Source organism: Micromonospora sp. ANENR4, from assembly GCF_015354395.1.
GTDB lineage: Bacteria > Actinomycetota > Actinomycetes > Mycobacteriales > Micromonosporaceae > Micromonospora > Micromonospora aurantiaca.
Window position 1 is genome coordinate 1 of record NZ_JADKYQ010000035.1, and the last position, 2,772, is coordinate 2,772.

The window sequence follows — 2,772 nt, forward strand, 5'->3', positions numbered from 1 at the left end:
GCGTCGGCCGGCCTTCGGATGATGCACCCGGTACGCCTCCGCGATCTGCCTACCCACCGAGTAGTACGGGTGCAACGCCGACAACGGATCCTGGAAGATCATCGCCATGTCCCGGCCCCGCAGCCGCCGCACCTCCTCCTCACCCAACCCCACCAGCTGCCGCCCACCCACCGAGATCTCCCCCGAGATGGTCGTGCGCTTCGCGTTGTGCAAACCGAGGATCGCCAGCGAGGTGACGCTCTTACCGGAACCGGACTCACCCACGATCCCCAGCGTGCGACCCCGCTCCACAGCGAACGACACCCCGTCCACCGCCCGGACCACGCCGTCCTCGGTGTCGAACCGCACCCGCAGGTCCCTGACCTGGAGATAGGGCCCGTCGCCGGAGCGCTGCTCCGGCACCTCCGGGCGGTCCGGCTCCCCGGACGGCACCGCCTCCGACCTGCCCATTGACCGCCTCCCCTTCGGTGATGAAGAGAACCTACAGGAAATCCCCAGAGGCGAAAATAAGCTACATCGAGCGGCCTGTCAGCGGCCTGAGCGTAACGACTGGATCTCCGTCTCGCACGCCCGTCACCTGGGACATCCACACCCGCGACTGGCCGTCGTCGCCTCGTCGCCGCACTTGTGGTGCGACGACGGTCCCGGCGACGAAGGCACGATTCCGGTCGGCACGAGGTGGAGGCGACGATGACCGCGGCGGTGTTCGGCCACGACGGCCCGTGGACCGAAGAGGAGTACCTCGCCCTCGGCGAGACGCACGGCCATCTCGAATTATTCGACGGCAGCCTGCACGTGACGCCGGCGGCGATTCCGCGGCACCAGCGAGTCCAGCGGAACCTCGGCAACCTGCTGGAGGCCGCGGCCCGGCACGTCGGCCTGGAACTGCTGGAGACGGTGAACGTCCGGCTCCAGCCAGGCCGCATACCGATTCCCGACCTGGTAGTCACCGAGCCGATCGACTTCGACCAGCCGATGATCGAGGCGCGGGACGTGCGGCTCGTGTGCGAGGTCATCTCACCTGGTAACGCGGCAACCGAAAAAGGTGCTCAAGATGCACTACTACGCCGCCGCGGGGATCGAGTGGTACCTGTTGGTGGAGCAGGAGACAGGCACGCTGCACCTGCACCGGCGGCAGGGTCGGCACTACCGCGAAGTGTCGGTGACCAAGCCCGGTTCCGTGCTGGAGCTGACCGAGCCCGTCCAGGCCACGATCCGGCCGGAGGATCTCGTCCCCTGACGGATGTCGGTGCGCTCGCCTAGGGTCGGGCGCATGAGCGAGCGTCAGCAGGGCAACGGAGTGCCGGGATGAGCGAGTTCGACGCGGCGACCGCCGCCGTCCAGGCCGCTCTCGACGCGGGTGCCCGGTACGCCGACGCCCGGGTCATGCACCGCCGCTACGAGTCGATGTCGGCCCGCAACGGCGACATCGAGGAGCTGAGCCAGGACGAGAGCATCGGGCTTGGTGTACGCGCACTCGTCGGATCGGGGTGGGGCTTCCACGCCGTACCCGATCTGTCCGACGCCGCGGCCCGCGACGCCGGCCGGCGCGCCGCGGCGATCGCCACCGCGAGCGCGCGGGTGCCCGGCCCGCCGATCGACCTGGTGCCGGTCGAGGCGACGGTGGCGAGCTGGGCCTCGGACTGCGCCGTCGACCCGCTCGGGGTGCCGCTGTCGGACAAGGGCGACCTGCTGGTCCGCGCCACGGCGACGATGCGCGAGCACGGCGCCGACCTGGCCGAGGGGCTCTACCAGATCTGGGACACCTCGAAGTGGTTCGTCTCCAGCGAGGGCCACCGGATCGACCAGCGCATCCGGGAGTGCGGCGGCGGCATCTCGGCCACCTCGATCGGTGCCGGCGAGACGCAGCGGCGGTCCTACCCGAGCTACCGCGGGCAGTACGGCACCACCGGCTGGGAGCTGGTCACCTCGCTCGACCTGGCCGCGCACGCCGCCCGGATCGCGGAGGAGTCCCGCGAGCTGCTCACCGCGCCGCTCTGCCCGTCCGGCGAGACCGATCTGATCCTCGGCGGCGAGCAGCTCGCGTTGCAGATCCACGAGTCCGTCGGGCACGCCATCGAGCTGGACCGCATCCTCGGCTGGGAGGCGGCGTTCGCCGGCACGTCCTGGCTCGACCTGGCCCGCCTCGGCTCGCTGCGGTACGGCTCCGAGCTGATGAACGTGACCATCGATCCGACCATCCCCGGCGCGCTCGGCAGCTTCGGCTTCGACGACGAGGGCTCCCCGGCGGTCGCCCGGGACGCGGTCCGCGAGGGGCGGTGGGTCGGGGTGCTCGCCGGCCGTGACTCGGCCGCCGTCGCGGGCCTCGACTACGGCGGCAGCGTACGGGCCGACGGCTGGGCCCGACTGCCGATGGTGCGGATGACGAACGTGGGCCTGGAACCCGGCCCGCACACGCTGGACGAGATCATCGCGGCCACCGACGACGGGGTGCTGATGGACATCAACCGGTCCTGGTCGATCGACGACAAGCGGCTCAACTTCCAGTTCGGCTGCGAGATCGGCTGGGAGGTGAAGAAGGGCCGCCGGGGGCGGATGCTGCGCAACCCGACCTATACCGGCATCGGTCCGGTCTTCTGGCGCTCGATGGACATGCTCTCCTCGGAGACTGTCGCCTGGGGCACACCCAACTGCGGGAAGGGGCAGCCCGGTCAGGTCGGGCACACCGGTCACCCGGCCGCGCCGGCCCGGTTCCGCGGCGTCCGGGTGGGGGTGCGGGCATGAGCGAGCGAGTCAGCAGGCTCAGGGCGG

At 70.7% G+C, this 2,772-nt stretch carries 2 protein-coding genes and 1 pseudogene; 2 read left to right on the plus strand and 1 reads right to left on the minus strand.

Features of this window, described 5'->3' with window-relative positions; genetic code table 11:
* Positions 1-450, minus strand: a 450-nt coding sequence (locus tag IRY44_RS30370; RefSeq protein WP_194803560.1) for an ATP-binding cassette domain-containing protein, incomplete at its 3' end; no start/stop codon positions are given.
* Between the two features lie 240 nt (positions 451-690).
* Between IRY44_RS30370 and IRY44_RS31450 the strand changes: the two are divergent.
* A pseudogene (locus tag IRY44_RS31450) lies at positions 691-1,240 on the plus strand (Uma2 family endonuclease).
* A gap of 68 nt (positions 1,241-1,308) precedes the next feature.
* Positions 1,309-2,745, plus strand: a complete 1,437-nt coding sequence (locus IRY44_RS30380) for a TldD/PmbA family protein (RefSeq protein WP_194803561.1) — start codon at positions 1,309-1,311, stop codon at positions 2,743-2,745.
* The last annotated feature ends 27 nt before the right edge of the window (positions 2,746-2,772 follow it).